Source organism: Halobiforma lacisalsi AJ5 (assembly GCF_000226975.2).
Taxonomy (GTDB): Archaea; Halobacteriota; Halobacteria; order Halobacteriales; family Natrialbaceae; genus Natronobacterium; species Natronobacterium lacisalsi.
The window spans coordinates 782,494-805,999 of the sequence record NZ_CP019285.1; the positions used below are offsets into that span (position 1 = coordinate 782,494).

Genomic DNA, 23,506 nt, shown 5'->3' on the forward strand with positions numbered 1-23,506 from the left:
AGTCACACCGGTTGTTTACTCGACATGAAGTTAACGGCCGAAGTAGCGGCCCGAGCGGGGAACCGTCGCTCGAGGCGAGGGAGAAACGGGCCATCAGTACGCCGAAAGATCCGGCCCGACCGCGTCAGTCGAATTTCTCGAGCAGCCGATCGTAGAACTGCGGCTCGTGGACTCCCTCCGTACCGCCGTTGGTGGCCGCCTCGTCTGCCTCGGTCGCCAGTTTCTCGACGATCAGTTCCGGCGTCGACCGCGCGAGGTGGTCCTTGACCGGCGAGCGGTTCACCTCGAGTTCGCCGTCGACCAGTCCGACCGCCTCGATGCCGTCGACGGTCACGTCGTAGTCCGCCATCTCTCGAATCTCGCCCGCGAGGTGGGAGACGAAGACGGCCGTCGCGCCGTTCTCGACCAGGGCCTCGAGGATGCCCGCGATGATCTTCGCCGAGGCGCCGGGTTCGGTGATGCTCTCGAGTTCGTCGACCAGCACGAGCGATCCCTCGCCGCCACGGGCGAGGTCGGCGAACTCCCGGACCGTCGACTCGAACGCGCCGGCGTCCAGCGTCCCCTGGGTCTTGGCGTGGTAGTGGAGGTCGTCGAACCGCCGCAGGCGGGCGTCGTCTGCGGGTACCGGCAGCCCCATGTGGGCGAGCACGACGACGCTCGCGACCAGGTCAAGCGTGGAGGTCTTCCCGCCGCTGTTGACCCCCGACAGCAGGGCGACGCCCGAGACCTCGTAGTCGACCGGGTCGATCGCCTCGAGCGGTTCGTCGAGCAGGGGCGACTGGCCGCCGTCGATGGCGAACCCGGTCTCGGCCGCGTCCGCCGACTCGTCGGGGACGAATTCGGGCATGGTGCACGCGAAGTCGTCGGCGAACCTGGCGATCGCGAGTTCGACGTCCAACTCGAGGGCGTCCCTGACGAGTCGTCGGGCCGTCTCGCGCTGGTCGGCGAGGTCGGCCGCGAGTTCGCGCTTGAGCCGGCCGGCCCGACGCTCTTTCGCGGCGGTGAGTTCCTCCCGCAGCCGCGAGATCGCGTCCTCGTCGCGCTCGACGGGGAACGTCGGCTCGTCGCCGAACGCCCGGCGGGCGATCTCGGCCTCGCCCGGGTCGAGGTCCAGCGCGTCGATCAGGTTTTCGCGGGCGGTCTCGACCGCGTCGGCGTACTCGTCGGCCAGTTCCCGCGAGAGCAGCGAGTCGACGCCCGCGCCGCGCTCGACCAGCGAGAGCAGGTCCGACCCCTCGATGGTGACGTCCTCCTCCCGGATCGCCTCCCGGAGCCTGTCGTTGGCGACGCTTTCGGCCGTGCTCGCCGCCGCGTCGAGGTCGTCGACCGCCGTCGTCAGCCGGTCGAGTTCGTCGTCGCCGGCGACGGTGCCGTCCTCGTCGAGTCGCGCGAGGCCGTCCTCGAGGGCTGCGAGGTCCGTCTCGTCGTACTCGCCGTCGGAGCGGTCGGCGGCGCGATGAACGTCGATCGCGGCGCGGATACGCTCGCGGTTGCGCGCGAAGAAGGCCAGCGGGCGCTCGGGGACGATCTCCGCGGGATTCTCGAGGGCGTCCGGCCGGACCTGAACGTCGCCCTCGATGGTGACGCCCGCGAAGGACTCGTCGAGGGCGATCACCGTAGAGTAGCCGCGGGCGAGTTCGGCAAGCCCCTGGGCGTCTTCGACGACCTCGACGGAGAGTTCCGGGATCGCCTCGCGGGCCTCGCTGTAGCGCTCGGCGTCGGTCGTCGCCAGACACCGCTCGCGAACCCGGACGTCGCCCGGCTCCCGGAGGGGTTCGACGCCCTCGAGCGCCTCGAGCGCGTCGGGGTCGACCTCGCGCTCGAGGGCCTCGCCCGCGAACGACTGTACCTCCTCGATGCGCGAGCGGCGAGGACTGGGGTAGAAGGTCTCGACCCGCTGGGCAGCGTAGTCGGTGACGGTCCGCGCTTTCAACAGCGAGAGGACCTCACGGTAGATCTCCCGCGCGCGATCCGTGGCGAGGAACCCGCCGGGGTCGTCGTGTTCGGCGCGGATCGCCCCGCGTGCGATCCTGGCGGCCCGTCCCTGGCTGATCCCGGGCGCGGTCGCGATCGTCGCCACGTCGCCCGCCCGCAGCGCGCGCTCGGGATCGTCCAGTTCCGACAGGGCCCGGGCGGTCTTCTCCCCGACACCCGGGATCGACTCGAGGTCCATCGTTCTCGTCGGTCGTATCAAACCGGAGCGAGAAAAAGATCCCGCCCGCCCTTTTTGCCGGCCGACGTGTTACCAGCCGGCATGCCAGTGGGCGCGCTCGAGTACCACGAACGGACGAAACACTCCCCACGGAGCGTCCGTGCCGCCGGTCCCGGACTGGATTTCGAGAACAAGCCCCGTCCGTACAAGGTCTACACGGACCGCCCGACGGAGCCGCTCGCCGAGCGGATTCGACCGCCCCAACAGCCCGCGCTCGCGGCGATCGCGGAGCCGACGCCGGACGGGTGGCGGGCGGTCGTCGACGACCCTGCTGACGACGCTCGAGTCGGCCCGGACCGCGAGACGGTCACGACCTGCTGTTACTACGCGGCCGGGATCACCAAGGAGATCGCGCTCCGCGACCGGACGAAACCCTTCCGCGCGGCGGCGACGACGGGCGCGCTGTATCACGTCGACCTGTACGTCGTCTGTGGCGACCTCGAGGGAACCGGGCGCGCGGGCGCGGTCCCGCGGGGCCTCCCGGCCGGCGTCTACCACTTCGACCCGCGGACGTGCTCGCTGGACGTCCTCCGCGAGGGCGACTATCGGGGCGCCCTCGCCGCGGCGAGCGGGGACGACGCCGTCGCCGACGCCCCGCTGTCGGTCGTCGCGACGTCGACCTGGTGGCGCAACGCCTGGAAGTACGAGGACCGGACCTTCCGCCACGCCTTCTGGGACTCGGGAACGACCCTCGCGAACCTGCTTGCCGTCGCCCACGCGCTCGACTACCGCGCCGAGGTCGTCGCCGGCTTCGCCGACCGGCCCGTCGCCGAGTTGCTCGGCGTCGATCCGGACCGGGAGGCCCCGCTCGAGATCGTGCCGATCGGAACCGGCGACGCCGCACCCGCTGCGCCCGCCCTCGAGCCGATCGATCCCGAGACCGAACCGCTCTCGCCGAACGAGCGGGAGTTTCCCCTGATTCAGGAGGCCTGGCGGGCCGGAACGCTCGAGGACGGCGACGACGCCCGGGCGTGGCGCGAAACCGGTCCGGCGGAGCCGATCGGCACCCGCGAGCCCGGCGACGGCGATCGGATCCCGCTCGAGCCTGTCGACGCCGAGACGGCCTCGAGTCGCCCCCTTCACCGGACGATTCGCCGGCGCGGCTCCTGTCGCGAGTACGAGCGCGAGCCGATCAGTTTCCGCAAGCTCTCGACGGTCCTCGACCGGGCCGTTCGGGGCGTGCCGATGGACGTGCGTCGCGAGTCCTCGACTCCCCGAACGGGAACGGCGGGAGCCGGGCGGAACGGGGATCCCGACGAAGCGAGCGGAGACACCGCGAGCGCAGAGCGACACGCGCGCCGCGGGGCCGACCCGCCGCTGTCGTTCGTCGACGCCTACCTGGTCGTCAACGCCGTCGACGGGCTCCCGTCCGGCGCGTACCACTACCACCCCAGGGCGGGCGAACTCGAGTTACTCCGGGCCGGCGAGTTCCGCCAAGAGGCGGCCCACCTCGCGCTGGATCAGCCCCTCGGCGGCGACGCCGCGGTCTGTCTCGCCTTCCTGACCGATCTCGAGGAGGTCGTCGACGCCTTCGGGGACCGCGGCTACCGGGTGGCCCAACTCGAGGCAGCCCTGACCGCCGGGCGGCTCTACCTCGGCACCTACGCCCACCGCCGCCTCGGCGGGACGGGTCTGACGTTCTACGACGACGTAGTCTCGGACTTCTTCGCGCCGCGGGCGACGGAACAGACGCCGGCGTTCTTCTACACGATGGGACGCCCGGCCTGAACCATCCGTGGGGGCTATCGTCGAGAGTCGCCGCTCGCGACGACCCTTGCGCGCTCCGGGCGCGCCGTTATCCCCCCGACTCCGCAAGGACGGGTATGCCACTCAAGAAACTCCTCGGCTCGAAAGCGACGCGCTCTCTGACGGTCGTCTCGGTGCTCAACGAGGCGAAGCGCGCGTTCACCCGGGGCAAACGTACGCGTGGGGTCTTGCTGCTCGGGGTCGCCGTACTCGCCTGGAAGTGGACGATGCTCGGCCTGGCAGCCCAGGGAATCCTCAAACTGCTCCGGGGCGGACGCACCTCGAGCGCCTCCCCGTCGTAGCGCCGTCAGTCGCCGAAATCAGCGTCGTCGAAGTGCTCGTTCGCGAGTTCGTCGATCAGGTCCTCGACCTCGTCGGCTTTCCGGGCGTCCAGATCCTCGACAGCGCCGACGCCGCGCCCGCCGCTTTTGGCCGTGCGGAGCGCGTTCCTGTTCAGGTTACCGTCCTGATCGACCACCGGGAGCTTCAGGTCCGTGAAGTTCTCCGGCGGGAACCCCGACGCCGACAGCAGGAAGCTATCGGCGACCTCGCCTAGGTCGTCGGTGTCGAACTCCTCGAGCTGCGGATCGTCCCACTCCCCGGTCGTGGTTCCCGAAAGCTGGGGTTCGTGGAGTTCGTAGTCGGGCACGGGTGGAGCCAGTACGGCGCGGGAAATTTCGGTTCAACCTGCGTCCGCAACGGGCGAGGACGTCAGCAGGTCAGTCCGCCACGGCTGCCTCGAGCGCGGCCGCCCCCTCGAGCACCGTCGCGTCGTCGAACCGCGACCCCACGAGCATGAGGCCGACAGGGAGCCCGTCGACGGTCCCGACCGGGACGCTGATCGCCGGGTGGCCCGAGCGGTTGAACGGCGCGGTGTTGGCCGGGACGAGGTCCTGGCGCATCCGATCGTACTGGTCGCGATCCGGATCCAGTTCGGGTGCCGTCCGCAGCGTCGTCGGCATCGCGAGCAGGTCCCGCTCCTCGAGCAGGGCGTCGTACCGCTCGGTGAGTTCCACCGTGAGGTTCATCCCGGCCGCGTAGTACCGCGAGTGGTAGGCGTCGTTGGCGTAGGCACCCATCAGCAGGATGAGCTTCAACTGCGCCGGGAAGTCGTCGGCCTGCGCCCGGCGGAACTTCCCGAAGGCGTCGACCCAGGAGGTGTTGTACCAGCCCTTCCAGCCGTGGCCCAGCCCCTCGCCGATCATCGCGTCGAGCAGCCCCTCGCCCGTACAGACGGTGTGGATGTCGTCGGCGTCGAGGTGCATCGGTTCGGAGACGGTCTCGACGGCGGCCCCCTCGTCCTCGAGCGCGTCGATCCCGGCCCGGACACGCTCGAGCACGCCCTCGTCGGCTTCGGGGCGGTCGAACCCCTCCTCGAGGACGCCGATCGAGAGGTCCGCGGCGTCGCCGGGAAGCCCCTCGTGGTACTCCTCGACGGGGACCGACGACGGCTCGCGGAGGTGGCTCTCGTTGCTGCCGGCGATCACCGAGAGCACGCGCGCGACGGTCTCGACGTCCGGTCCCATCGGTCCCGGGTGGTCGATCGCGTGCTCGAGGCCGATACACCCCGTGTAAGGGACGAGTTCGTAGGTCGGTTTGTGGCCGACGACACCACAGAGCGCGGCCGGGATCCGAACGCTGCCGCCCTGGTCGGAGCCGATCGCGGCGTCGGCCTCGTCGGTCGCGACGACGACCGCGCTGCCGCCGCTGGAGCCGCCCGCGAGGTACTCGCCTGTCTCCCCGTCGCCGTGCGGATTCGTGATCGGGCCGAAGGTGCTGTGACCCGTCCGGGTCACGGCCATGTCGTCCATGTTCGTCTTCCCGACGACCGTCGCCCCGGCCTCGAGCAGTCGCGTGACGACCGTCGCGTCGACGTCGGGGACGTAGCCCTCGACGACGGCGGAGCCACAGGTCAGTTCGACGCCCGCGACGCAGACGTTGTCCTTGATCGCGACGTCCAGCCCCGACAGGGGACCGTCCGCGTCGCCCGCGACGTAACAGCGCGTCACCCAGGCGTTGTGGGGATTCTCCTCGGCCGGGGGACGTCTCCCTGCCGTCCGCTCGCGGCGCTCCCGCCCGCCGAGGCGGGGCTCCGGGTCGTACGATCGGACCGTCTCGTAGGCTTCGACTCGCTTCTCGGCCATCTCCCGGAAAAATTCGAGTTCTTCGTCGGTCAACTCGAGGTGCATGGCGGCACCGAGTTCGCGAAGGTCGTCCGTCGTCGGCGGTCGGATCGGCATGTCGGAACCGTCACGACCTCACGGGAAGTCGTTATTCGACGGGATCGTGACGGTCGCTGCGGTTGATGGGTATTCGAAGACCGGCGTTCCGAACCGAAAGCGCCCGAGTCGGCCGCGATCCCTTATAAACGGTCGTCGAGGGCAGGCTCCACCGCTTTGTCGCCCATCGAGGTAGGGTCGGCTGATGAGCCACATCGACGATGCCGAGGTCGACGCTGACGCCGACACCGACGAGATCAGATCCCTCGAGATGCGGGCAGTCACGGACCTCTTCGAGGAGATGGAGTTCCCGGTCACAACCGAGGACGTGATCGCGGAGTTCGGCGACGTCGAGGTCAGCTATCCGCGCGAATCGGACCCGCTGCGGACGATCCTCGAAACGTCGGGGTTCGAGACCTACGCGACGCCCGACGACCTGCGGCTCGCAGTCTTCAACGGCGTCAGGCGGGACGCGGTCGGGCGACCCCGGTACAGCGACCGCGGCGACAGCCCCCACGACACGGACGAGTTCGTCCGGATGCAACAGTCGTTCTGAACCGAGAGAGACCCGCACGAGCATGAGCACGAGCACGACGCCGCACGACGCGCTCGCGACACGCCTCGAACGGCTCTATTACGTCGAACGGACGCTCCGCTCGGAGCTCGAGACGCTGTCGACCGACGTCGCGATCGACTCGCTGGACGACCTGCGCGAACTGGAGTGTCGCGAGCAACTCCAGTACGCGATCGACCAGCACCGCGAGGAGACCGAGCGCCACATCGGTCGGATCGAGCGCGCGTTCGACGCCCTCGGGGTCGAGCCCGACACGCGGCCCGTTCCCGAACTGGACGGCCTGCTCGCGGACAAGGAGAAGTTCAACAACGTCGTCCTGAACGACGAAGTCCGGCCGCTGTACTACGTCGAAACGACGCTGAAACTCGAGGCGATCGAGTGTACCGCCTACGAGTCGGCGCTCACGGTCGCGAACGCCATCGACGGCGATTCGGACGGTGACGTCGACGTCGACATCGACGTCGAGGCCATCGTCGACGCGCTCGGGGAGAACTACCGTGACGAGTGCGAGGTCCGCGCGGAGATCGAGGCGATCGCCGAGAGCGACGCCCACGAGGCGCTGCTCGAGGCGAGCGTGATCTCCGGCGGCGATCCGGCCTCGCTCGATCGCCCGCGGTGATCGACGTCGACGACAGCGACGACGACCGCGCCACCGAGACCGACCACGTTATGCCACGCGATCCATCATGAACGTCGAGACCATCGAGGACCTGTTCGGATACCAGCTACAGCACGCCTACTACGCCGAGCGTACCCAGGTCGAACTGCTCGAGGAACTCGCCGCCGACTGCGACGACCGCGACCTCGAGTCGTCCCTCCGCGAGCACCGCGAGGAGACCCGCGAGCACGTCGACCGCCTCGAGGACGTCTTCGCAGCCCTTGGCCGCCAACCCAGGGCGAGTCGGGCCCGGACCGTCGACGGGCTCGCGGAGGCCCACCGGAACCAGGGCGACGGGCCCGAACAGGAACCCGCCCCGTCCGTCCTCGAGACCGCGCTGCTCGCCGAACGGTTCGAGATCCGGACGTACGAGACATTGGTGACGCTGGCCGGCCGACTCGCCTACGCGGACGACGTCGTCGAACCCCTCGAAGCGACCCTCGCCGAGGAACGGGAGATGCGACGGACGCTAGAAGAACGCGATCGGATACCGTCGGTCGCCGATGCATCGAGCCCCGAGAAGGCCTGACCAGCGCACCGACGGTCCATACGGACGACGAACGGAACGACGAACCGAGAATCCGCGAACTGACGGACGACGAATCGCCGCAGACGAACGACGAACGACGAACGACGAACGAGCCGACCGGACGGCGGTCGCGCCGATGCCACACCCCACCGATGAAAACGAGTCTCGAGGCCGAGTACTGGGTCGTCGACGCCGACGGGAACCTCGCGTCGGCCGACGGTCTCGTCGAGTCGCCGCGGGAACGGGAGCGGGAGCGCCGCCGATCGGCCGCCAGCGCCGCCGCCGGCGCTGGAGCGCCACGCGTCACGGTGACGACGCCCCTCGAGTCACCGTCGGACCTGGCCGCGACGTTCACCGCCGAACTCGAGGCCGTCCGTTCGCGCGCCGCCGACCGCGAGCGCCGACTCGTTCCGCTGGGGACGACGATCAACGCCGCGGACGACGCCGTCGGGGAGCCGAGCGAGCGCGAGCGGATACGGCGGGCCGTCGCCGGTCGGGACATCTGCGGGAACCGCTGTGCCGGCACACGGGTCCGGATCGACCTCGACCCCGGGCGGGAGACGGGGCGGGCCGTCGACCGGCTCAACGCGCTCGTCGCCCTCGAGCCGGCGCTGGCACTGGTCAACTCCGCGCCGTACGTGCGCGGCGAGCGCGTCGCGAGCGGTGCCCGTACCTACTGTCAGCGGACCGCGTTCTACGACGCGTGGTCGCCGGACGATCCCGAGCGGGATCGGGATCCGGATCCGGATCCGGATCGGATCCGGATCCGGTTCGGGACCGGAATCGGGATCGGGATCGGAGGCGACGGCGGGGACGCCCCTGGGGATACGTCGACACCCTCGAGGAGTGGCGGGAACGGCTCGAGAACTGGGGCGACTCCCTCGCGACCGCGGCGACGGCGAACGGCATCGACGAGCAGGCCCTCGAGGCGTTCTCCCCGGCCGACCTCCTCCCGTCGCCGATCCGTCTGCACGACGATGCGGGGCTGCTCCCGCCCTCGCTCCTCGAGTGGCGCGCGCCCGACACCGCGTTGCCGAGCCAGCTCCTCCGGCTGGTTCGCGACCTCGAGGAGGTGGTGACGCGGGTCGATCGGGCGGGGGTCCGAACCCGCGGCAACCGCGAAATCGCCGACGGTGACGGCCGCGGAGTTGCGGACGACGAGCGGATCGCCCTTCCAGGGCCCAGGACGCTCGCCGACCTTGCGGAGGCGGCGGTCCGGGACGGCCTGGCGAACCGAGGCGTCGCGGACTACCTCGAGTGGGCCGGCTTCTCGGTCGACGACTATCACCCGATTTCGCGGCGGATCGACGGCCGTCAGTACGCGACGGCGGGCGACGCACGGGATCTGCGCCTCGAGTACGCGGCTCGGCTCGAGGAGGATCTCGATAATCTTCTCGAGTCTGGATCGGGGTCAGGGTCGGGATCGGAGTCGGTCGACCCCTGACTCGACAGCTTCAGACGGGTTACTGTCCGTCAGTTCCGGCGCATCCGCGACCCGAGCAGCGGTTGCGCCGGTACATCGGTACAGGGATCCGTATCAGACGAGACCGGTGAGGAAGGCCAGCCCCATCCCGACGAGTGCGACGGCCGTGATCGCCGGCAGGTGCGGCGTGATCCGCTCGACACGCTCGCGGTGGCGTTCGTAGCCGGCGATCAACAGCAGCGTCGGGACGACGATCGCGACGATGACCGCCAGCGAGTACAGAAGCATCAACTCGAGGCAAAACGGGGTGCCGACACAGATCGCCAGGATCTGGATCGGCTCCTCGTGAGCGAACCCGAGCAAGAGTGCGGTGGTGCCAAGCGCCGCGAGGCCGCGTTCGGCGTGTTCCTCGCTCAGGTGCTGGTGGCCGCCGCCGGGGAAGCGAGCGCGGAGTCGCTCGAGGACGCCGGAGCGGGAATCGGAGTCGGCTGTGTCCATGGTGGGCGCGTCGCTTCCCCCGTCGGTGTGGTGATCGTGCGGGTGATCGGTTTCGTCCTCGTGCTCGTGCTCGTGCTCGTGGGTGTGACCGTGATCGTGAGCGTCGTGCGAACGTTCTCCGTCGTGGTCGGCGGGGTCGTGCCCATGGTCGTGCTCGTGCCCATGGTCGTGGTCATGGTCCTCATGATCGTGTACGTGCCCGTGGCCGTGTCCACCGTGGCGGTACTCGTGTATCCCCAGCAGGATCAGCAACACGCCGGCGACCTGTTCGAGCCACGGCCCCTCGGCGAACGCGGCGAACGAACTGAACCCGTAGTACGCCGCCACGAGGACGACGCTGCTGATCAGGTGGCCGACGCCGAGGACCAGCGCCGCGAAGAGGCCGTACAGCAGCCGCCGGTTCCGGTTCAACGCGTACATCGCCGCGATCGGCCACCCGTGGTCGGGCAACACGCCGTGGACGAAACCGATAGCAATCACGCCGATGACGACGCCGATCTCCATGGTCGTTCGGGAGGACGCCGGCGGTAAACAGGTTGTTATGAACGCACTCGAGCCACCGTATTACCTGTATTAGTCGTTACTAGCTCCGGGACGAGAACTGCTAGACCCGCACCGATCAGTTCCCGTCACCGTACTCGTATTCCGCCTCGGGATCGTCGACGCCCTCGGTTCGCGAGCCGACCCAGGCCCCGAGCGCGAGCCCGTAGACGAGATGGCCCGCGTGAAACAGCGCGAGTTCGTCGTTATCGAGGCGGATATCGAGCAGTTCGCGCAGCATAACCTGCGAGCCGAACGCCGACAGGGCCATCCCGTAGACCGACCCCCAGACGATCCCCCGCTGCTCGGGTTCGATCGATCGTTCGGCGTCCTGCAGGGCGAAGAGTCCGCCGAAGAGTGCGCCGGCCTGCATCCCGTAGGCGAAGTGGAGGACGAGCCCGATCACCGGGTGATCGTCGGGATCCTCGCCGGAGACGTACTGTGACCAGAAGTTCGCCGACGGCGGCAGCGACCGCAGGATCGGGAGTCGAAACGCCGTCATGATCAGCGTCGCGACGAACCCCGCCTGGAGGCCGCGCCCGGCGGCGTAGACGGCGTGCTCGAGCCGCGATCGGTCGTCGCTTTCCTCGGTCCGGCCGCTCGTCTCTTCGGCCGGACGGAGCTGGCGTATTCGATCGGAGACGGACGCCGAAATGGAACTCGACATAGTGGTCTCGGGGCGGGCTACCATCGGCGACGACTTAACGGACTGGCAGGAGGGTGACTGCAGTTCGTGACCGGCGCCTCGAGCGGGGCACCGACGTCGTCCTCCTCGACGACAACGCGTTTTTGCCCGTCCGGTGCGAACGCGGGTCCATGACACTCGAGGCCGCGGTCGAAGCGAAACTCGAGGCCGCGCGGGACGACCTCGCGAGCCGTGACGGGGTCCTGATCGCCTTCTCCGGTGGCGTCGACTCGAGCGTGGTGGCTGCGATCGCCAACGACGCCCTGGGCGAGGACGCCGTCGCCTGCACCGCCCGCAGCGAAACGCTTCCCGAGGCCGAACTCGAGGAGGCCCGGCGAGTCGCCGACGAGATCGGAATCCGCCACGAGGTCGTCTCCTTCTCGGAACTCGAGAGCGAGGACTTCGTCGAGAACGACGACGACCGGTGCTACCACTGCCGGACGATGCGGCTGGGCGAGATGGAGGCGACAGCCCGGAAACTGGGGCTGGGCACGGTCTGTGACGGCACCAACGCCGACGATCCCGGTGCCGGCCACCGGCCGGGACTGCAGGCCGTGGAAGAACTCGACATCCACTCCCCCCTGCTGGCACACGACATCGGGAAAGCGGAGGTGCGGGCGATCGCCGACCACTACGGTCTGTCGGTCGCCGACAAGCCCTCGATGGCCTGTCTCTCCTCCCGGATCCCGACCGGCCTCGAGGTCACCGAGGAACGGCTCACCCGGGTCGAGCGGGCCGAGGCCCTGCTGCGACAGTGGGGATTCGAACAGTTCCGCGTGCGCGACCACGACGGCCTCGCCCGGATCGAGGTCGCACCGGACGAACTCGAGCGCGCGCTCACCGTGGAGTTCGCCGAGACCGTCCGCGAGGAACTGTCCGAGATCGGATTCGACCACGTCACGCTCGACCTCCACGGCTACCGGACCGGCAGCGTCAGCCCGGACGGTGACGACCCGGTCGTCGAGGACGTCTTCGCGGCGGAGTCCGAAGGGGACGACTGACCTGCGGGCGGGACGATCCGAGGGTGCTCGCGTCGAATCGGAGGGAACGCGCAGAATAATCGAACGAACGTCTACTAACTCCGGAAGATTGGGCCGAGAAGAACGTAATAACGAGTGTTTTACGATTCCTGTCGGGTAATATTGCGCAATCCGATACGAACGTATCACTATCGCTGGTAGGAGATGTCGATGGACGCCACCGGCGATGCACCGGACGGCTGGACGGTGGAAACCCGACGAACCTACACGCCTGCCGAAACCGACCGCGAACTCACCTACCTGACCTACCGCCACGACTCCGGCGACCTCCGGGTGAAGGTCGCGCCCGCCGCGCTCGACGGCGACGACCACCCCGGCTACGCGCTCCGCGCGACGCAGTACCCCGGCCTCGAGCTCGCCGAGACGACCCGCGTCCGGACCGTCCTCACGTTCGACCGCTGTGACCGGATCGCCAGCCAGTTCATGCAACTGTTCTCCGCGCGGTACGACGGCCCGGGAACGCTCGAGGACGCGTTCGAGTACGCGAGCGAACGGACGCGACCCCACCGCTGATCGCCCGGCAGGCGCCACAGTCGGGACAGTCGTCGAACGCTGAGAGTCCGGATAACCGTCGGTTTCCAATACCAAGAGGTTTTTACTCGGTCCTGAGTTAAGATTATTCGATGATGTGGCAAGACCTCGTCTTTCTGGCAGGCAGCACCCTCTCGATCGTCTTTCTCGCGCCGACGATCCGCAACGCGACCGCTCGGGTCCCGCTGGGCTCGAGCGTTCCCTCGATGACGATCGGGGCGATCTACGCGGGTACCTACGCGACCATGGGAATGACCTTCTCGGCGGCCGGGTCGATCGGCGTCGCGGTCATGTGGTCACTAATCGCCAGTTACCGCGCTCCGACCGAGGAGACCGGGCTTCGGAACATCGCGTACTTTTACGCCGGACAACTCCGGCGAGGGAAGCGACTCGCGAGCGACGCGGTCGATTCGAACGACGCTCGCATCGACTACGAACAGTCGGCCGACTGATTTTCCTCGAGAGGCGACGCGGTATCCGTCGAGCGGCAGGACGGCTGCCGGTAGTCCGAGTAACAATTCGTTCCCCGTTCCCCGTTCCGCGTTCCCCGTTCCGCGTTCCCCGTTCCCCGTTCCCCGTTCCCCGTTCCCCGTTCCCCGTTCCGCGTTCCCCGTTCCGCGTTCCCCGTTCCCCGTTCCCCGTTCCCCGTTCCGCGTTCCGCGTTCCCCGTTCCCCGTTCCCCGTTCCCCGTTCCGCGTTCCCCGTTCCGCGTTCCCCGTTCCCCGTTCCCCGTTCCCCGTTCCGCGTTCCGCGTTCCCCGTTCCCCGTTCCCCGTTCCCCGTTCCGCGTTCCCCGTTCCGCGTTCCCCGTTCCCCGTTCCCCGTTCCCCGTTCCATCCCCGGAATGGGTTCTCCGACAGTACGGACCAGTCGAAATCGCCACCGGTTCAACCGCAGGGCAGACAGTGACACCCCTCGGTCGGTACACCAGCCCGGATCAACCCTCGAGTTCGAGCCGTGTCTTCACGTTCTCGAGCATCGTTCGCAGTTCGCGTTCGTTGTACCGTCGAACGAACGGGTCGGCGACCGTCGAGAGGACGGCGCCCGGAACGTCGTAGCGACCGGTGTAGGTCAACCGCGTCCCGTCCTCCGTCGATTCGAACTCGAGATCGATCTCGCCGTCGAGGGGACCGCGCATGTCGAAGGTCATGCGCTCGTTCTCCTTCGCGACGGTCTGGACCAGTTCGCCGTCGACGCCGACCCCCGCCATCTCGTAGGTGAACGCGAGTCTCTTGCCGCCGTTCTCGAGCGGTTCGACGTCCCGAACGTCCGAGAGGCTCGGCGTTACCTCGGCGTGGTTGTACGGGTCGTCGAGGTAGTCGTACACGCGTTCGACGTCGACTTCGATCTCGATCGAGTCACTCGCCGTGGTCATATGCGTCCGCTCGAGGGCGGGATAGTAAAGAACGAGTCCTATCTAGTTAGCCATCCGACTCGTCGACCGACGGCGGTCCACTCCACTCCGCTCCGTTCCGTTCCGCGTTCGAACCCGTCGCGGTGTCGCCGACGACGACCGTCGTACAGGACTGCGCGGAGTCCTACAAATACTGGCTACGATGGGATCAGTCGTACCCAGCGGCACTCGGGAGGGACGCGATCCGGGCGAAGTGAGGACCGTTCACTCCCGGCCGACCCACTTCAGGATCGCCAGCGTCCCCTCGAACAGCAGGATCATCGTGACGGCCACGAGCACCGGGGCCATCATCGTCGGGTCCACGGTGAACATGAACGAGAGCCCTGCGAACGCCGCCCAGAAGTAGAGACGTTTCTGGGCCAGCCACCGGCGCGTCGTCACGCCCATCATGATCCCGAGCATGATGAACAGGGGGATCTGGAAGACGATCGCGAGGAACCCGGTCAGCGTGATGATCAGGTTGAACGTGTCGCCGAGGGCGTACGCGATGTCCGCGCTCCCCTCGGCGTAGAACGTGAAATACTCGAACAGGACCGGGAGGACGAGCACGTACGAGAACAACATCCCGACGGCCGCGAGGATGACGCTCGTCGGCACCGCCGCAAGGTAGTACTTGCGTTCGTGGGGGTACAGCCCCGGCTTCATGAACTTGTAGCACTCGTAGACGAAGGCCGGCAGGGCCACCATGATGCCCAGCAGCGCCGACACCTTGATGCGGGTCAGCCACAGCTCGAGCGGGTGGTAGACGTGCGGCGGCGGCACCTGCTCGATCTCGTAGGGGAAGATATTGAACCAGATGTGTTCGATGGCCTGGGAGGCCCACAGGAGCCCGACGGCGGTCCCGGCCGCGCCGAACAGGAGAACGATCGCCAGCCGCAGAATCATCTCCTCGATGTGATCGGCCAGCGGCATCTCCTCGTCGTCCGGCGGCGTCGAGATACCGCCGACGTCGTCGTCCGGGTAGTCCGGGTCGGGATAGGACGGTTCGTGGCGATCCCCGACGACGCCCTCGCCGTCGGTCTCGACCGGCTGCTCGTCGTCGTCCCGGTCGACGATCGGATCGAACTCGGCATCCGATTCGGCATCCGATTCGGGATCGGTTTCGGAACGAGCCTCTGGCTCCGGACCCTCGGACCGGTGAGCGTCGTCGTCCGCCGGCTCCTCCGACATCTAGGGAGATATAGATAGGCCGCCAGTTATAGGCCTTTTTCTTACGTCCATCGAACGAAAGCGATCGAGGCCGAACGCCGGCCCGAACCGATAGCCCACTCGAAAGGTTGATAACTGGATGTAAGTTACCCACAGCCAGCAAATGAGTTCTGCCGTCGACGAGGACACCGCCCGGGCGATCAACTCCGGGCGCGAGACCCTCGGCGCGATGCTCTCGACCGCTCAGACGCACCTCCAGAAGGTGTTCATCGTCTTCGTCGTCGGCTTCATGGGCGCGTTCTACGCCCTCCGGGTCTACATCTGGGACTTCCTCGAGGAAACGGCCCAGGCCGAGATGAGCCCGTACGTCGCCCAGTCGACCGACGTCATTACGCGGACGCCGTTCGAGGTGATACTGTTACAGGCGAAGATCGGCATGTTCGTGGGAGCCATCGTCGCCCTTCCCGCGCTCCTGTACTTCGCACGCGAACCCCTTCGGGAGCGGGGGTACGACAGCGTCGTCCCGATCTCGAAGGGGTACCTGGCCGGCTTCGGCCTCACCGCCTTCGTCCTGTTCTGGGGCGGCATCTTCTACGCCTACGGCATCTTCTTCCCGTACGCGTTCGACTTCCTCGCGAGCAACGCCGTCAGCGCCGGCGTCAAACCGAGCTTCGGGATCACCGAATTCACGCAGTTCATGGCGCTGCTGACGCTTTCCTTCGGCCTCGCGGCTCAGCTCCCGCTCTTTATGGGAGTGCTCTCCTACACCGAGATCGTCCCCTACGAGACGTTCCGCGACAAGTGGCGCCACGCGATCGTCGGCGTCACCGTCTTCGGGGCCCTGTTCTCCCCGCCGGACCCGTTCACGCTGATCATGTGGGCGATGCCGATGGTCGGCCTCTACGTCTTCAGCCTCGGGCTCGCGAAGGTCGTCTCGAACGTCCGTCGGCGCGGGGCCGCCGAAGCGCCCGGATCCGGTCGTGGCACCGACCACATCAAGCAGGTCGTCCTCCGGTTCGTCGGCATGCTGGTCGCCCTTGCGGTCGCGACGGCCGCCGCAGTGAACCAGGGCGGCTTCGACCTCCTTCGGACGACCGTCTACCCGTCCCTGCCCGACTACCTCCGGCCCGAGAACGGCCAGGTCGGCGGCCTCGAGTCGATCGCCGTCGAGTACGGACTCCTGGGCGACGTCGCCGTCGGACTGATCGTCGCCGTTGTCGTCGGCTTCCTCCTCCTCTTTGGCTACACGCTGAAAGTGCTGCAGGGGCCGGTCTACCCCCGCGAGGACGACCTCCGGAACGCCGCCGATCCCGACGACGTCGACTTCGAGACGCTCGAGGCGGCGGACATCGAGGACGTTCCCCCGCAGGTGTTCCTCGCGATGTCCGAAGACGACGCCCTGGAGTACTCCCGGCAGGCGATGTACGACGACGACCGGGAGAAGGCCGAGGCGATCCTGAACCGGTTCGACACCCTCGACGGCGACACGACCGGCGCTGACGATGCCGGCGGGACCTCCGGGGCCTCCGGAGCCTCCGGGACGCCGGCCGACTCGAGCGAGGAAGAGCAAGAGGAAGAAAGCGTCGTCGCCAGCACCGCCGCCGGCATGCTCGATCCGTTCACGGAAGACGAGACGACCGAGGACGACATCGGCGGCTACGCCTACGACATCGCCTTCGTCCTGAACAGCCTCACCTCGAAGATGTTCCGGATCGTAGCCGTGTTCATGCTCGTCATGGGCGGGACCTTCTTCTGGCTTTACCAGGGCGGCCTCGGCGGGGTGCTCGCGACGTTCCTCGACCGCGTGCCGGAGGAGGTCCTCCAGGAGGTGGCCGTCCGCAACGACGTCGATCCCAGCGGGATGCCCCTCGAGCAACTCATCACCCAGATGGATATCGTCATCGCGCTTCACCCCGTCGAAGTGCTGATCTTCGAGGTGAAGGTGAGCGTGCTGGCGGCGGCCGTCGCCGTGCTCCCGATGGTGCTGTACTACTCCTGGCCCGCCCTGAAAGAGCGCGGTCTGGTCTACGGCGACCGGCGCGTGTTCATCCTCTGGGGTGGCGGCCTGGCCGGCGGGTTCGCCTTCGGTACCTACCTCGGGTTCTTCTGGATCGCGCCCGCGGTCATCTCGTATCTGGTATCGGACGCCATCACCAACGGGATGGTCGTCTCCTACCGGATCAGCAGCTTCTTCTGGCTGGTGATCTTCACGACCCTCGGCATCGGCTTCCTGTTCAACATCGTCGTCACGATGGCGCTGTTCCACGTCGGCGGCATCGTCAGCTACCGGACGATGCTGCGGGGCTGGCGGCCGGTCGTCGTCGGCATCTTCGCCGTCGCCGCCATCGCGAGCCCGAAAGGGATCCTCACCATGTTGATGGTCGCGATCCCGATCGCGCTCACGTACGTGCTCGGACTCGCCGTCCTCTATCTCCTGACCGGCGGCGGACGGCTGTTCGGCGGCGAGGGCGGCGGTCCAGACCTCGAGACGGGGCTTCTCGGCCGGTAACGTCCCTCGCCAGTCGCACCCGTATCCGTCCCTCCCCTGCGCTCGCTGTTCGTCGGACCGATAGCCAGCGGAGGGCCACGAGAAACACCCAACGTATATTGGTCGGCTATTCGCTAGCGAGGATATGCCGAAGATCAGCGTCGAAATCCCGGAGGAACTGCTCGAGGACCTCGACGATCACGTCGGCGACGACGGGAAGTTCGTCAATCGCAGCGACGCGATCCGGGCGTCGATCCGCAAAACCCTCGACATCTTAGACGAGATCGACGAGCGACACGATCGACTCGAGACCGACGAATAGTTAGTAACTTGTTACTCGCGCTCGAGCGGCTGTGCGAACCCGAAGTTCGGCTTGACGTCGTCTACTCGCACCGTCACGACGTCGCCCGGCTCCGTCGACGGGACGAACAGCCGGTAGCCGTCGACGGAGGCGATCCCGTCGCCCTCGTTCCCGACCTCCTCGATCTCGACCTCGAGTTCGTCGCCCGGCCGGACAGGGGCAGTGATCCGACCCTTCCCGATGAAGTAGATCTCCGAGGATTCGTCGCGGGAGGCTTTCGGGCTCGTCGCGCGGACGTACTGGAACTCCTCTTCGACCTCCGCGCGGAAGTCGTCGACGTCGGGCCCCTCGAAGACCTTCACGACGAAGTCCCCGCCGGCGTCCAGTAGCTCGAGCGCCGTCTCGAACGCCTGTCGGGCGAGGTGCAGCGAGCGGGCCTGGTCGAGCGAATACTCGCCGGACATGTTGGGTGCCATGTCCGACACGACCGCGTCGACCTCGCCGCCGGCGGCGTCGATGACCCGCTCCCGCGTTCGGTCCTCGGTCATGTCGCCGCGGATCGTCTCGACGTTGTCGTGGTCCTCGAGGTCGTCGATCCGCTGGAGGTCGACGCCGATGACTTTCCCCTCGGGGCCGACCGTCTCGGCGGCGACCTGCAGCCAGCCGCCCGGCGCAGCGCCGAGGTCGACGACGGTGTCGCCGCGGTCGATGACGCCCTCGAGTTCGTCGAGCTGTTTGAGCTTGTACGCCGCTCGACTCCGGTAGCCTTCCTGTTTCGCCTTGTTGTAGTAGTGATCGCGTCCTGTCATGGTAGCTGCCTCGCCGGTCGCGCCGCGGACGTGGCGCGTCCCGGTCTGGTCCGGGTCGACGGAGTCGACCTGATTTACCGGGCGTACGAGCCAGACGCGGAAAGACCTGCTGAAAGCGAGCCGTCCGGGATATCGCTGCTGTCGCCCCCAGCGGGCGTCGCCGCCGACCGGGCGGCAGTTTCGTGCACACCCCTTACGGGCAGTGGCCCCCGACCCTCGAGTATGGAACCACCACCCGAACTCGAGGACGCGGCCGGCGACCGCTCGGACGTCACGATCACCGACCGCGAGTACGACGAGGAGTACGTGATCGCCGTCGACTTCGGCCGTGAGACCGGCGAGGTGTCGCTGGACGTCGTCGACGACACGGCGATCGTCGTCGCGGACGACGACCAGTTCGAGTTCGACGTGCCGGCCGACGCGAGCGAGGTGACGGTCAACGACGGGATCCTCACGATCCGCGAGGAGCTGTAGCTGTAGCTGTACTATAGCGGGCGACCGTTCGTTTTGCGTTCCTGCCTCCTGGCGCGTTCGTCGACGGGACGAACAGCGGCCGTGAGCGGTTTTTGCTGTCTCGGTCGGGGTACGCCGACGCCTCGAGCACCTCCGTCCTCGAGACGTCGGGCCCGGTCCCGGTCCCGGTCCCGGTTATCGGCCCTCGTCGAGGTCGTGTTCTTCGCCGTCGTCGGTCGCCTCGCCCTCCTCGTCGTCGGTCTCCGCCTCCGGGCCGCGTTCCGACGCCGCCGGCATCTCGGCGTCGATACTGCCCGCGTCCTCCGGCGTCTGTCCCGACGGCTCGTCGGTCGTTCTCCCACCGTCCTCCGGTCGAGCGTCGCCGGCGTTCGCATCGGCGTCGGTTCGGTCGCCGACGTCCTCCGTCACTCGAATGTTGGATCCGGGCTCCCCGTCGGTCAGTTCGGTCGGGTCGACCTCGAGTTCGCGGCTCGCCGTCGTTTCGACCGCGTCACGGTCGGCCTCGATTGGGGTTCGATCGGCCCCCTCTCGGTCGTCGGGCTGCTCCATCCGGTCCGACGGATCGACCCGCGGCCCCTCGGCCGGGTCGTCGTAGAACTCGTCGTCTGCCCTCGTCGGCTCCGGCGCGTCCGGATCGTCGATCCCGCCGCCGGCCACGTCCGACGGCTCGAGGCTCCCCTCCGGGAACGCCGACTCGAGGCGGACCGCGTCTGCGGTGATCTCCGTGACGGCGGAGTCGGCAAGCGGGATCGCTTCGTGGCTACCCTCCCAGTCGAGGGCGGCCTTCGACGAGTCCCTTACGTCGGGGTCGGGTTCGACGTACGCGGTCCCGTCGTCGACCTCGACGATCGTCCCGAGCGGGTCGCCGCTCGCGCTCTCGACGGTCTTGCCGATGTCGTCGGTCGTGAACGTCGTCATACGCCGCGGTAGCGTCGGCGTCGGGAAGCCGTCCGTGCCTGCACAGCCTGGGGGTATCTGGATCTGGGTCGTCCTCGAGCAGAATCGGCCACACGCGGCGGACTACGCCCGCTCGAGCGCCGTTTCCAGGTCCGACTCGATCGCATCGACCTTACTTCGGTCGTACAGCGCCGCGGCGGGGTGAAAGGCAGGGACGACGGTCCGCCCCTCGCGTTCGAACTCCCGGCCGTGGAGGTCGGTGATCGTCTCGTCCGTCTCGAGGAGTTGCGCCGTCGCGAAACTCCCCATCGGGACGACGACTGCGGGGTCGACGCGCTCGAGTTCCGCCTCGAGCACCGGCCACCAGGCCTCGATCTCGGCGACGTGCGGGTCCCGGTTCTCGGGTGGCCGCACCTTGACGAGGTTGGTGATGTAGCAGTCCCGCCGGTCGTAGCCGATCGCCTCGAGGGCACGATCCAGTTGACTCCCGGCCTGGCCGGCGAACGGTTCGCCCCGCTGTACCTCCTGTGCACCGGGTGCCTCGCCGATCAGGGCGACCTCGGCCGAGAGCGGGCCGACAGCGGGGACGAACCGCTCCCGGTCGAACTGTTCGTCCGGGACCGACTCGAGGGGGTCGGCGAAGACGTCGGTGAACTCCCAGTCGGTCCCCGACGACGAGTCGGAGTCGCTCATGGACGCGACTACGGGCACGACGGAAAACGTCGTTTCCTTGCGTACGCATCCCTCACAGGGAGTGCGCCGAACGACTCGAAAGGTCGGCGGCGGCCTCGAGAGTCGGCTGTGGGAAGAACCCCCACAGGGTCGTCGGAACCGGTCACGACCCCCGATCGATCGCTTCCCGCCCGCGCGTAAAGGGTGGCTTTTTATGTCGACCGTTCGTACCTCGGCGTATATGTTCAAGGCCATCGTGAGCGCGGAAACGCTCACCAGCGCGCTCGACTCGGTGAGCGTGCTGGTCGACGAGTGTAAAATCCACCTCGAGGAAGACGGGCTCGAAATCCGGGCCGTCGACCCCGCCAACGTCGGGATGGTCGACCTCTCGCTCGACGCGGCCGCGTTCGAATCCTACGAGGCCGACGGCGGGCTGATCGGCGTCGACCTCTCCCGGCTCGAGGACATCGCTGGTATGGCCGAATCCGGCCAGCTCATCCAGCTCGAACTCGACGAGGAGACCCGGAAACTGCAGATCCAGATCGACGGGCTCGAGTACACGCTCGCGCTGATCGACCCCGACTCGATCCGCCAGGAACCCGATATCCCGGATCTGGACCTGCCGGCGGAGGTCGTCCTCGAGGGGAAAGACGTCAACCGCTCGGTGACCGCGGCGGACATGGTCTCCGACCACATCGCGCTGGGTGTCGAGGAAGGCGACGAGTACTTTTACGTCGACGCGGAGGGCGACACCGACGACGTCCACCTCGAACTCACCGGGGAGGACCTGATCGACCTGCAGGTCGGCCCGGCCCACTCGCTGTTCTCGCTGGACTACCTCAAGGACATGAACAAGGCGATCCCGAAAGACACCGAGGTCACGCTGCACCTCGGCGAGGAGTTCCCCGTCAAGATCTACTTCGGGTTCGCCGAAGGCCAGGGGCAGGTCACCTACATGCTCGCGCCGCGGATCCAGAGCGAGTAATCGACGCGAGCCCATCCGCGCTTTCCTCGCTTCTCGGTCCGGCGAACCGACGGTTACCGGGTCTCCTCTTCCTCGAGTCTCCGCCGTCTACCGACGCCGCGACCGGTACCCGTTGCGGTCGACAACCTCGTCGAATACTTAAAACTGACATATGGGAAGGGGAGTGCCTACCCCCACGTCGCCTGTAGTGAGTGTATGCCCTCCAGCGACGAATCGACCGATCCCGCCGAGTCGGACGCCAGTTACGTGACGACGTTCGATCCGCACGCCGGCGACGGACCGAGCGAGCGGATTATCGACGCGGTCGCCGCGCTCACGAACGCGGACCCGCTCGAGTTGACCCCCCTGTACGAGGCCGTGGATCCGGACGCACTCGACGCACTGTTCGTCCACAGCCGCGGCCGGAGCGGGCTGTCCGCCGCCAGCGGGGACCCGGATGTCGACGGTGGCATCGACGAACTGTGGTTCACCTACGAAGGGTTCGACGTCGGCGTCCACAGCGACGGCGAGATTCTGATCCAGGAGGCCACACAGGGATCGAGCGCGAGCACCTGATACGGATCGCGGTACCGAGGTACCGTCGCAACCGTCACCGGGTCGCGGTTGTGCGGGAACTGACGGACAGTAACCCGTACGAGTTCCGGCCTCTCCGCCCGGGCCACAGCGGCCGGTCAGCCCCGTTCCTCGAGGAACTCGAGCAATACCCCGTTGACGTGCTCGGCTGCTTCGATGAAAAAGCAGTGTGACCCGCCATCGACGAGTTCGAGACGAGCGTCCGGAAGCCGCTCAGCCAGTAGTTCGCCGTTCGCGGCCGGGAGGACCCGATCGTCGGTGCCGTGCATGACCAGCGTCGGGATCCGGAGCCGCTCGAGGCGGTCGCTGACGTCGAACCCCAGGACGGCCGCGGCCTGGGCCTCGCGGGCCGGCTCGTCGGCGTCCTGCTCGAGTCGCCACTCGATGATCCGGTCCATCAGATGCGGGTTCCGGTTGGTGAACCGCTCGGTGAAGGCGGGTCGCATCCGGTGGCGGATCGTCTCGCGCTCGTTCGCCCCGTCGGGAACGTCGAAGATGTGTTCCTGGGTTTCCTCCGGAACGGGGACCGCGTCCGGCCCGCCGTGGCTCGTACAGCACAGCGTCAGCGTCTTCGTCCGCGAGTAGTCGAGCGCGTACTGCTGGGCGATCATCCCGCCCATGCTCGCTCCGACGAGGTGGACGTCGTAGAGGCCGGCGTCGTCGAGCACCGCCTCAAGGTCGGCCGCCAGCCCCTCGATCGAGTAGCCCGCCAGTTTGCTGAGGATCGGCGCGCGCAGGAGCCGAGGGAGTCGGGGGACGAGCGGCGGCAGGCCGGCGTCCGAGCGCCCAGTGCCCCGGTTGTCCGGAGCGATCACCCGGTACTCGTCGGCGACTGCCTCGCGTTGCCAGCGCCACATCCAGCGACCGTACCCCAGTCCCTGGAGGAAGACGACCGGATCGCCGTTCTCCGCTCCGTCGCGCTCGTAGTAGATCGACACGCCGTCCCGCGTCGCCCGTGGCATACCCGACGTGACGTATCGGATCCCCTTTAAATCGATCCTCGAGTTCGCCGTTCGAATCCGAGACGGGCGCCGGGACGTGTCGAAGTAATCCGGTTTTACCCCGTCCAAAACGGGGTTACCGTCCCCGG

The 23,506-nt window shown here is 67.8% G+C and carries 26 protein-coding genes; 15 read left to right on the plus strand and 11 right to left on the minus strand.

Annotated features, from left to right (window positions below; genetic code table 11):
* Positions 1-124: 124 nt before the first annotated feature.
* Positions 125-2,173, minus strand: coding sequence for a MutS-related protein (locus CHINAEXTREME_RS03660; RefSeq protein ID WP_007141114.1), 2,049 nt, complete (start codon positions 2,171-2,173; stop codon positions 125-127).
* An 81-nt stretch (positions 2,174-2,254) separates the two neighbouring features.
* On the opposite strand from CHINAEXTREME_RS03660, the gene CHINAEXTREME_RS03665 reads away from it, so the two are divergent.
* Positions 2,255-3,940, plus strand: coding sequence for a SagB/ThcOx family dehydrogenase (locus tag CHINAEXTREME_RS03665; protein ID WP_029601436.1), 1,686 nt, complete (start codon positions 2,255-2,257; stop codon positions 3,938-3,940).
* A gap of 95 nt (positions 3,941-4,035) precedes the next feature.
* Positions 4,036-4,260 (plus strand): hypothetical protein, encoded by a 225-nt coding sequence (locus CHINAEXTREME_RS03670; RefSeq protein WP_007141116.1) that lies wholly within the window; start codon positions 4,036-4,038, stop codon positions 4,258-4,260.
* 5 nt (positions 4,261-4,265) lie between these two features.
* Here CHINAEXTREME_RS03670 and CHINAEXTREME_RS03675 read toward each other — a convergent pair whose 3' ends face one another.
* Together CHINAEXTREME_RS03675 and CHINAEXTREME_RS03680 are read right to left on the minus strand one after the other, a co-directional pair.
* The gene (locus CHINAEXTREME_RS03675) at positions 4,266-4,607 is read right to left on the minus strand and encodes a hypothetical protein (protein ID WP_007141117.1); all 342 of its coding nucleotides are present in this window, start codon (positions 4,605-4,607) and stop codon (positions 4,266-4,268) included.
* Positions 4,608-4,677: 70 nt separating this feature from the next.
* Positions 4,678-6,198, minus strand: a complete 1,521-nt coding sequence (locus CHINAEXTREME_RS03680) for an amidase (RefSeq protein WP_007141118.1) — start codon at positions 6,196-6,198, stop codon at positions 4,678-4,680.
* A gap of 184 nt (positions 6,199-6,382) precedes the next feature.
* Here CHINAEXTREME_RS03680 and CHINAEXTREME_RS03685 point away from each other — a divergent pair, with 184 nt between their 5' ends.
* From CHINAEXTREME_RS03685 to CHINAEXTREME_RS21245, 5 genes are all read left to right on the plus strand, one after another.
* Positions 6,383-6,733, plus strand: coding sequence for a DUF5789 family protein (locus tag CHINAEXTREME_RS03685; protein ID WP_007141119.1), 351 nt, complete (start codon positions 6,383-6,385; stop codon positions 6,731-6,733).
* A gap of 22 nt (positions 6,734-6,755) precedes the next feature.
* Positions 6,756-7,370 (plus strand): YciE/YciF ferroxidase family protein, encoded by a 615-nt coding sequence (locus CHINAEXTREME_RS03690; RefSeq protein ID WP_007141120.1) that lies wholly within the window; start codon positions 6,756-6,758, stop codon positions 7,368-7,370.
* A 67-nt stretch (positions 7,371-7,437) separates the two neighbouring features.
* Positions 7,438-7,938 (plus strand): YciE/YciF ferroxidase family protein, encoded by a 501-nt coding sequence (locus CHINAEXTREME_RS03695; RefSeq protein WP_007141121.1) that lies wholly within the window; start codon positions 7,438-7,440, stop codon positions 7,936-7,938.
* 152 nt (positions 7,939-8,090) lie between these two features.
* A complete protein-coding gene (locus tag CHINAEXTREME_RS03700; protein WP_049893111.1) occupies positions 8,091-9,017 on the plus strand; it encodes a glutamate-cysteine ligase family protein in 927 nt (308 codons plus the stop codon).
* Positions 9,014-9,382, plus strand: a complete 369-nt coding sequence (locus CHINAEXTREME_RS21245; RefSeq protein ID WP_152423886.1) for a hypothetical protein — start codon at positions 9,014-9,016, stop codon at positions 9,380-9,382. Before CHINAEXTREME_RS03700 ends, CHINAEXTREME_RS21245 begins: the two co-directional genes overlap by 4 nt.
* Positions 9,383-9,475: 93 nt before the next feature.
* Here CHINAEXTREME_RS21245 and CHINAEXTREME_RS03705 read toward each other — a convergent pair whose 3' ends face one another.
* Positions 9,476-10,363 carry a hypothetical protein gene (locus CHINAEXTREME_RS03705; protein WP_007141122.1) on the minus strand — a complete coding sequence of 296 codons (888 nt, stop codon included), beginning with the start codon at positions 10,361-10,363 and terminating at the stop codon, positions 9,476-9,478.
* 115 nt (positions 10,364-10,478) lie between these two features.
* Complete coding sequence (locus CHINAEXTREME_RS03710; RefSeq protein WP_007141123.1) at positions 10,479-11,066, minus strand: DUF6789 family protein; 588 nt, start codon at positions 11,064-11,066, stop codon at positions 10,479-10,481.
* Positions 11,067-11,215: 149 nt separating this feature from the next.
* Here CHINAEXTREME_RS03710 and larE point away from each other — a divergent pair, with 149 nt between their 5' ends.
* From larE to CHINAEXTREME_RS03725, 3 genes are all read left to right on the plus strand, one after another.
* On the plus strand, positions 11,216-12,085 hold the full coding sequence (gene larE, locus CHINAEXTREME_RS03715) for an ATP-dependent sacrificial sulfur transferase LarE (protein WP_193790371.1): 870 nt from the start codon (positions 11,216-11,218) through the stop codon (positions 12,083-12,085).
* Positions 12,086-12,274: 189 nt separating this feature from the next.
* Positions 12,275-12,637 (plus strand): hypothetical protein, encoded by a 363-nt coding sequence (locus CHINAEXTREME_RS03720; RefSeq protein ID WP_029601435.1) that lies wholly within the window; start codon positions 12,275-12,277, stop codon positions 12,635-12,637.
* A gap of 110 nt (positions 12,638-12,747) precedes the next feature.
* The gene (locus tag CHINAEXTREME_RS03725; protein WP_029601434.1) at positions 12,748-13,107 is read left to right on the plus strand and encodes a hypothetical protein; all 360 of its coding nucleotides are present in this window, start codon (positions 12,748-12,750) and stop codon (positions 13,105-13,107) included.
* A 484-nt stretch (positions 13,108-13,591) separates the two neighbouring features.
* Here the strand turns inward: CHINAEXTREME_RS03725 and CHINAEXTREME_RS03730 are convergent, their stop codons facing one another.
* On the minus strand, positions 13,592-14,029 hold the full coding sequence (locus CHINAEXTREME_RS03730) for an SRPBCC family protein (protein WP_007141126.1): 438 nt from the start codon (positions 14,027-14,029) through the stop codon (positions 13,592-13,594).
* A gap of 243 nt (positions 14,030-14,272) precedes the next feature.
* On the minus strand, positions 14,273-15,238 hold the full coding sequence (gene tatC, locus CHINAEXTREME_RS03735) for a twin-arginine translocase subunit TatC (protein ID WP_007141127.1): 966 nt from the start codon (positions 15,236-15,238) through the stop codon (positions 14,273-14,275).
* A 142-nt stretch (positions 15,239-15,380) separates the two neighbouring features.
* Between tatC and CHINAEXTREME_RS03740 the strand changes: the two genes are divergently transcribed.
* Positions 15,381-17,726, plus strand: coding sequence for a twin-arginine translocase subunit TatC (locus CHINAEXTREME_RS03740; protein WP_007141128.1), 2,346 nt, complete (start codon positions 15,381-15,383; stop codon positions 17,724-17,726).
* Between the two features lie 124 nt (positions 17,727-17,850).
* Positions 17,851-18,027, plus strand: a complete 177-nt coding sequence (locus CHINAEXTREME_RS03745; protein ID WP_007141129.1) for a ribbon-helix-helix domain-containing protein — start codon at positions 17,851-17,853, stop codon at positions 18,025-18,027.
* A gap of 11 nt (positions 18,028-18,038) precedes the next feature.
* Here the strand turns inward: CHINAEXTREME_RS03745 and CHINAEXTREME_RS03750 are convergent, their stop codons facing one another.
* Positions 18,039-18,815, minus strand: a complete 777-nt coding sequence (locus tag CHINAEXTREME_RS03750) for a 23S rRNA (uridine(2552)-2'-O)-methyltransferase (RefSeq protein ID WP_007141130.1) — start codon at positions 18,813-18,815, stop codon at positions 18,039-18,041.
* Positions 18,816-19,037: 222 nt separating this feature from the next.
* On the opposite strand from CHINAEXTREME_RS03750, the gene CHINAEXTREME_RS03755 reads away from it, so the two are divergent.
* Complete coding sequence (locus tag CHINAEXTREME_RS03755; protein WP_007141131.1) at positions 19,038-19,289, plus strand: DUF7127 family protein; 252 nt, start codon at positions 19,038-19,040, stop codon at positions 19,287-19,289.
* A 174-nt stretch (positions 19,290-19,463) separates the two neighbouring features.
* On the opposite strand, the gene CHINAEXTREME_RS03760 is transcribed toward CHINAEXTREME_RS03755, so the two are convergent.
* On the minus strand, positions 19,464-20,207 hold the full coding sequence (locus tag CHINAEXTREME_RS03760) for a hypothetical protein (protein ID WP_007141132.1): 744 nt from the start codon (positions 20,205-20,207) through the stop codon (positions 19,464-19,466).
* A gap of 102 nt (positions 20,208-20,309) precedes the next feature.
* On the minus strand, positions 20,310-20,879 hold the full coding sequence (locus tag CHINAEXTREME_RS03765) for a uracil-DNA glycosylase (protein ID WP_007141133.1): 570 nt from the start codon (positions 20,877-20,879) through the stop codon (positions 20,310-20,312).
* A gap of 220 nt (positions 20,880-21,099) precedes the next feature.
* On the opposite strand from CHINAEXTREME_RS03765, the gene CHINAEXTREME_RS03770 reads away from it, so the two are divergent.
* Both CHINAEXTREME_RS03770 and CHINAEXTREME_RS03775 read left to right on the plus strand, forming a co-directional pair.
* Complete coding sequence (locus CHINAEXTREME_RS03770) at positions 21,100-21,843, plus strand: DNA polymerase sliding clamp (RefSeq protein ID WP_007141134.1); 744 nt, start codon at positions 21,100-21,102, stop codon at positions 21,841-21,843.
* Positions 21,844-22,038: 195 nt separating this feature from the next.
* A complete protein-coding gene (locus tag CHINAEXTREME_RS03775) occupies positions 22,039-22,398 on the plus strand; it encodes a HalOD1 output domain-containing protein (RefSeq protein WP_007141135.1) in 360 nt (119 codons plus the stop codon).
* Positions 22,399-22,514: 116 nt separating this feature from the next.
* On the opposite strand, the gene CHINAEXTREME_RS03780 is transcribed toward CHINAEXTREME_RS03775, so the two are convergent.
* Positions 22,515-23,378, minus strand: coding sequence for an alpha/beta fold hydrolase (locus CHINAEXTREME_RS03780; RefSeq protein WP_007141136.1), 864 nt, complete (start codon positions 23,376-23,378; stop codon positions 22,515-22,517).
* Positions 23,379-23,506: the final 128 nt, after the last annotated feature.